At 45.9% G+C, this 6,640-nt stretch carries 7 protein-coding genes; all 7 read left to right on the forward strand.

The window, feature by feature from the left end; genetic code table 11:
• Positions 1-148: 148 nt before the first annotated feature.
• Entirely contained in the window at positions 149-289 is a 141-nt protein-coding gene (locus ACED20_RS15920; RefSeq protein WP_345766332.1) for a hypothetical protein, read from the forward strand.
• A 39-nt stretch (positions 290-328) separates the two neighbouring features.
• Positions 329-1,063, forward strand: coding sequence for a hypothetical protein (locus ACED20_RS15925; protein WP_345766331.1), 735 nt, complete (start codon positions 329-331; stop codon positions 1,061-1,063).
• A gap of 209 nt (positions 1,064-1,272) precedes the next feature.
• Positions 1,273-1,821 (forward strand): hypothetical protein, encoded by a 549-nt coding sequence (locus tag ACED20_RS15930; protein WP_378105683.1) that lies wholly within the window; start codon positions 1,273-1,275, stop codon positions 1,819-1,821.
• A gap of 91 nt (positions 1,822-1,912) precedes the next feature.
• Entirely contained in the window at positions 1,913-2,773 is an 861-nt protein-coding gene (locus ACED20_RS15935; protein ID WP_345766329.1) for a hypothetical protein, read from the forward strand.
• Positions 2,774-2,951: 178 nt separating this feature from the next.
• Positions 2,952-3,563, forward strand: a complete 612-nt coding sequence (locus ACED20_RS15940; protein ID WP_378105685.1) for an OmpH family outer membrane protein — start codon at positions 2,952-2,954, stop codon at positions 3,561-3,563.
• A 35-nt stretch (positions 3,564-3,598) separates the two neighbouring features.
• Positions 3,599-5,182, forward strand: a complete 1,584-nt coding sequence (locus ACED20_RS15945; protein ID WP_378105687.1) for a M12 family metallo-peptidase — start codon at positions 3,599-3,601, stop codon at positions 5,180-5,182.
• A gap of 180 nt (positions 5,183-5,362) precedes the next feature.
• Positions 5,363-6,295 carry a hypothetical protein gene (locus tag ACED20_RS15950; RefSeq protein WP_294331765.1) on the forward strand — a complete coding sequence of 311 codons (933 nt, stop codon included), beginning with the start codon at positions 5,363-5,365 and terminating at the stop codon, positions 6,293-6,295.
• Positions 6,296-6,640 lie beyond the last annotated feature (345 nt).

The following is a 6,640-nucleotide window of genomic DNA, read 5'->3' on the forward strand; positions in this document are numbered from 1 at the left end:
ACAGGTATTTTTAACTAAAAACATACCCATGACAACAGAGAAACAGCGGCAAGGCAAGGCGTACGGCAGCAGCATCCCTGCAGTCCTGGTCCCAGTCCGATTGAAGTACTATATGGCCATCGTCAGCAGAAGTACCGTGAAGTAAGACATGCATCACTTTTCTGATATGCGGTATGACAATTCAACCGCAAGCCGGACCGAAGGTGGCAGCCTGCACGATTCGGGAGCATACAATGCGGCAAGCTCAGCCTCAGGAGCAGCAATATTGCCCGGACCGGTAAAGCGGTAAATAAAAAGACATATTGAAAAAAGAAAAAAAACAGACACAATGAAAAACAAAATTACTTTATTGATCCTGATTGCTTTATTTCCACATTTATTCAATGCCCAAACCAATACGAATGTGGCAACCTCCAGCGGGAATATCGGGAAATGTGCCGTATGGGGCTATCCCTATACGCTGTATAACAGCTCGGGTGCCTACCAGGGTATCAGCAACGGCGTTACCGTTACCGTAGACCAGAACCGTAATATCGGAGGCGTCGTGCTCGCCGGAACAGGTGCCCTGAACTTCAGCGGAAGCAACGGCATTACCTTCAGCGGAAGCGGCACCGAAATCACCTGCCGCTGGGACATCAACAGCAGCGGAAGCTACAGTGTTGTCAACAACAATAACAACAGCACGGCCAACAGCCCGGTAAACCTGGGGGTCTTCTTTACGGCACCTTACAGCGGTGATTACGGCTGGATCAGGGACACTACTTCATCTTCGGCCTGGAGTGCCTCGGTGTCGGGAGCATACCTGAACGGCAACATCACCGTCATGAGGGATTCGGATAATGCCGGATCTTCACTCTTCTACCAGGATCAGCCGGGGAACTGCGGCAGTCTTCCGGGAACCAGCAATACCGCCGCCCTGTGGAACAACAGCTTCCTGATTTCTATGACGGCTGGGACAACACTCTCATACAGAGCCGGAACAGCCTATCAGAACACGCCGGGCTGCAATAACACCACGATGAATTTCACTCTTGGGAAAGCCAATGTTGTATTCATAAATTAAGACAACCGGTAAAGATCAATTTCCGGATAAGCCTGCAAAAGAAAAAGCCGGATCCTTTTAGCTACCACTTCTTTTCAGACAGGCAGGCTTTACAGCATCCTTTATCAGGTAGGCCGGCCATATGATCTCTAGATTATCAGCTTTCCTGTAGAAAACCTATGTTGTTATATAAGTTTTTGGCAATATTTTGAATGAACAACACAATGATAATGAAAACTTTACCTCATAAAACAAAAACCCGGTGCAATATCCTTCCGATAAAGAAGATAACAGAAGCTGAATATAATAGCATAAAATCCCAGTTGGCGGCAATTTCTGTAATTGGTTCGAGCGATGCACAACCCAATGCAAATACAGGTCTGGTTCGCGGCATCGCCGAGACCCGTTCTATCGGTGCATCACAGCCAAAAGCACCGGCTTCAAGCTTTCTGGTGGCTTTTGCTGTTTCACCGGGCGCCAGCTCCTTCTCCACCAGTTCATTCAGTATAAAATTGAAGTACAACAATACTGCAAGTCCTACTTCCGGATATGCAGATTACGCAAATGGATATGCAATATTACCCCTTCCTGCATCCCGCCAAAGCTATGGGAGTGGCGATTCTTATGTGGCTTATTACTGTAATCCCGGAGCTCTGGAAGTAAGTAGGGTAGGCAATGTTTACTACACGCTTTATTCTGATGCCAATAATCTCTCAGCAGCCACTAGTGGAGACATCGTTTGCCTGCAGATTCTTGGTACTACGGTAAAGCAGTGGTGATAAAACAGGAGTTACAGATGCTGCACGAAATTTCGCCTCTGATCCGAATATGTATTCCTTTTACAAATGAATAACCAATGAACAAGAGAGTATGATTCTTAAAAAGACATCTTCCAATATTGTATTTGTTACTAGAACAATTCCTGGCATCCTCAAAAAATTCCGGAGATGCAGCATAGGGCTCTGGATTCTGGCTGTGTCTGCTTACGGCCAGAATAGTGCCACGGCTTCCGGAAACTGGTCATCCTGTACCACTTGGGGAAATCCGCAGGCTATTTATAGGAATACAACCGATAACAAGGCCATCAGCAACGGGATTACCGTTACGGCAGATGTAAACTGGAGCACGGCCGCCATCCTGCTGAACGGAAACGGAGCGGTAAACTATAATCCGGGCATCTTTACCGATTTCGCGAATGATCAGGGAGACGATGTTTCCTGTATTCCGCCGGTACCCGCCCCTGATTTCTCTGCCTCCTATTCTTATCTCTGCCATTCACAAAGGAATACCGCATTCGTTACCCGCAACGGCTTTACCGTTACGCCTTCAGTAAACGGGAATATTTACGAGGTAACCTATGATTCGTATGGCGTTAGTTCATTATGCGGCAAGCCGGTGTGTACTTCAAATTCTGTATCCGGTAATTTTGTCCCGGTCCCCAATCCCAGTACGGTTACCATCTCATTCAGCAGGCCGGTTTCCAATATACGGCTTATTATCACAGCCCTTTCGGATGATGAGATTTTTACGGTAACAACCAACGGAGGAACCCCTGTTTTATCTTCCTGTTCGGGAATTTCTATATCAGGGAATACCTTCCGCGGAGCCTCTGCAGTACCCTCGGCATATGACGTCGGCATAGGAGGGGTCTGGTATGATTCGGTCACGCTTACCACCATTCAGGGATTCGTCTATATCGGCTATGGATATTCGGCGGCCTCTTCTTATTAAAACAGCAGTGCCACGGTTATACATTTTACAGAAAGAAGTTATCCACTGACCTGTACAGCACTGATTCTTCTGTTTTTAGAACTGACGTATAAAAATATCAATAGTATATAGATTAAAATCTTTGAATTCTCACCCTATCATTTATCATCCATCCTTATTTATAGATTAAATCAACCCTATGAAAACAGAAAACCCATTTTATTTTTTAAGCAATGCCTGTAAAGCATTCGCTGCCTTCAAAAAAGCACCGGTTCTTTTTTTCCTGCTCTTTTTCCTGCCCGCCGTATGCACTGCCCAGTCATCAGCCGTTATTTCCCGTACCGCTCTTTTTTCCCAGCTGAAGGGTTATGCCGCCAGACAGGCAGCTGCGGATACGCTCCGCATGCAACTCTCCCGTGAAGTACAACAGCAGGAGGCCGGTTTGCAGAAAAAGTACCGGGAGCTTCTCGACTCTTACAAGCCCGTACAGAATGAATCTCAGGAAGCATTATATGCAAGGATGAACCACACCGACCAGGAAAAATTCAAGTTACTGCAGGAAGAACGGAAGCTTCAGGAGACCCGCATCAAAAGTTTCAGTAGCCAGCTGGATGCATTATATGCCAAAGACCTCAAGCCTTATACCGTAGAAGTTGCAGCAGCACTGCAGCAATATGCCGGGAAAAATAAAATTGATATGGTATGGTATCTGGAAGACATTACTAAAGCCCTGCCCTATTACAGCAAAGAAAAAGACATTACGGCAGCTATTGCAGAAATGGTGAACCGGGCTATGCTTAAAAAAGAATAATTTTTACGGAAACTGTTATTTCATACACTAATTCCATGATCAGATTATATATCGTGAAAAGCTGGTTTTTAATCTTTGCTTTTTTTCCTTTATTCCTGTACTCCCAGCAGCTGAAACCTGTAGCCCGGCAGGTGGATAGTTATCATGCCCTGAAAATGACTTTTGTACAATACGATCTTTTTGAACGTAATCCCCGTTCTCCGCGTGGAGAAGATTACAGGAAGGCGGCTACCGACCTCACGGTGCTCCGTCTGCATCCTGAATCCCTGAAGAAAATGCTTCAGGAAAAGCCGGATTTTATAGAATTTTCATTTCCCTTTAAAACAGACAGTACCGTAACCCTTGAACTGTACCGTTACCAGCCCTTCAGCGCCGGTTTCAGGCTGATTCTCGACGGCAGCGAAACCCTTCCTTATACCTCCGGACTCTACTACCGGGGAATCATCAAAGGGAACAACCGGTCCGTGGTAGCCTTCAGTTTTTTCCGCGACCAGGTAATGGGCGTTGCTTCTTCGCCGGAACAGGGAAATATCATCCTGGGAAAAACAGGAAACTCCTCCGATTTTGTAAGCTACTCGGAGGGTACGCTTACCGGTAAAAACCCTTTTACCTGCGCAACCGATGAACTTCCTGTAAACCGTCTCCCGAAGATCCTAACAGAAAATGCCGCAGGAGCCCCATCGGATAAGGCAGATAAATGTGTCGCCATCTATTATGAAGTGTGCTATAAACCTTACCGGAACAATGGTTCTGATCCGTATGCCACCGGAGACTGGCTAAGCGGGATCCACAATAACATCGCCACGCTTTTTGCCAATGACGGGATCAGGATATTCCTGAATGAGATCAATATCTGGACAAGCCCTGACCCGTATACAGGAAATCCGGCCGGAAACCTGGACGCCTTCAGAAATAACAGGACCTATTTCAACGGCCAGCTTGGTGTACTGATCAACTCACCGTCAAGCAGCAGTATTGCTTACCTGGGTTCACTTTGTACTCCTTTCCATCATGCCTATGCAGCGGTAGACCAAACTTACAACCAGGTACCGGTCTATTCATGGTCTATTTCGGCTGCGACTCACGAAATCGGTCACAGCTTCGGCTCTCCGCACACCCATGCCTGTGTATGGAACGGCGACAATACACCGATTGACGGCTGCGGGCCCGCAGCCGGATATAGCGAGGGATGTACCGGACCGGTTCCTTCAGCCGGGGGAACGATCATGAGCTATTGCCATCTCCTTTCCGTAGGAACGAACCTGAGCCTTGGCTTCGGGCCACAGCCGGCAGCACTGATGAAAAGTAACATCAATGGTGCTATATGCTTAGGGACCAACTGTAATACAGCCTGCCTGTCAACCACTACATTCGCACCCAATATCGCGTCTTTATCAGGGAATATAGACAGCTGTACCACCTGGGGAAACCCGGCATCCATCCTCCGGAATACCCAGGATATCAAAACGATCAATCCAGGAATCACCGTAACGGCCAACGAGAACTGGAGTACCCAGGCCATCAGGCTGAACACCGGAAGTGCCGTCCAGTTCAGTGGTAGTAAACTAATTGATTTTGTGAACGATCAGGGTGCCGATAAACCCTGCGGATGCCCGTAAAAATTTAACTTCTGAACCCACAGGCTTTTTTTTAAACTCAAATTACAGGTTTCTCCCGATCATGTGCAAACATAGCGAAAACCGGTAATGCCCGTGAAAGCTTTTAAGTGGAAAAGGGATGTTTTTAAGTTCAGCTGATCAGGTACGAAATTTAAAATCCGTAATCTTTAAAAGTAAATAATGAAAAAAATAAAAGTGCTAACGGTATTAATGGCCACAAGTCTCCTGAAGGCACAGGTCCAGATAAATGGTGGTCTGACGTTTGGGATTTCCAACTCCAACGTGATGATTGACGGCAGTGCAGGCTTCAGCAGCCAGTCCGGTGCAGGCCCTTATTCCGGAAAAGGCATCATTATTCCTTCAGTAGACCTTGTGAATTTTCAGTTTAATCTTACCCTTGCCGGAGGGGCAACATTTCCCACCTGGTTCGACGGAATGATTGTATACAATAATGCTACCGGTACTACGCTTACTACCGGAAACCGCTCTTCTACGGCCATTGTCGTGACCCCCGGGTTTTATTATTTCTATAATCCGAACGGTGCCAGTGCTGGAAATGTCACCGGCGGACAGTGGAAGCCCATCGGCGGAAACAGCATCAGCATCCCGGCAGGCAATGCTACCACAGGATCGATTATTGCCATCAACGGACAATTAAGCGTAGCCCAGCAAATTACCATACAGATGACTTCGGATTTCAGCATGCCTCCAGCCGCTGTACCGCTTATGATCGGCAACCTCAACCGGGAAATCGTTGATAATGAGAACAGGTACTCAGGTACTCCTACCGGCAACTCGTTCAGGGTTTCCGCAAATGGCGTCTACGAAGTTTCGATAAATGCACAACTTTCCACCGATAACGGATCCTATCCTGTTATCGGCTTATGGGATGATACCACAGGTAAATGGGTAACCCGTGTAAATGATACTTTTTCGGCACCTACGGGAGGCCTGCAGACCTATACCTTATTCTGTTCAGTAGATCTGGTTACTTCTGACCTCTATTCTTTCCGCATGGGAAACAGTATGGCGGGGATTACGATTTTCAACCAGAGCTCGGGGAGCTCGGGCGCAGCACCCATCACCCAGTTTTCGGTGAAAAGAGTTCGCTAGATAGATGTCCGGAAAATTTATATCTGAATCTGGATTTATTTCCTGCGATTTTTTGGGAAGATTAAACTAATTACAGCGTTTTATGTCTTAAAAATTATACACCTATGTATTATACATTAGATAAAAAAATTAAATATAAAAGACGAGGAATTTATACTTTCGGAAGATGTTTAAAACATTATAATTCCATAGAATCATTTTATGAATGCCTTATGTAACAATTCAGACTATAGCAACCGCTTAAAATTATTTTAAAGGATTAAATTATAAAGATTTATGAAATTTTTCACCTCATCGTTGTTATTATTTCGAAGTCATTTAAACTTTTTACTTTTCTTTAGACTG

Origin of the sequence: Chryseobacterium sp. sg2396, assembly GCF_042610505.1 — a bacterium.
Classification (GTDB): domain Bacteria; phylum Bacteroidota; class Bacteroidia; order Flavobacteriales; family Weeksellaceae; genus Chryseobacterium.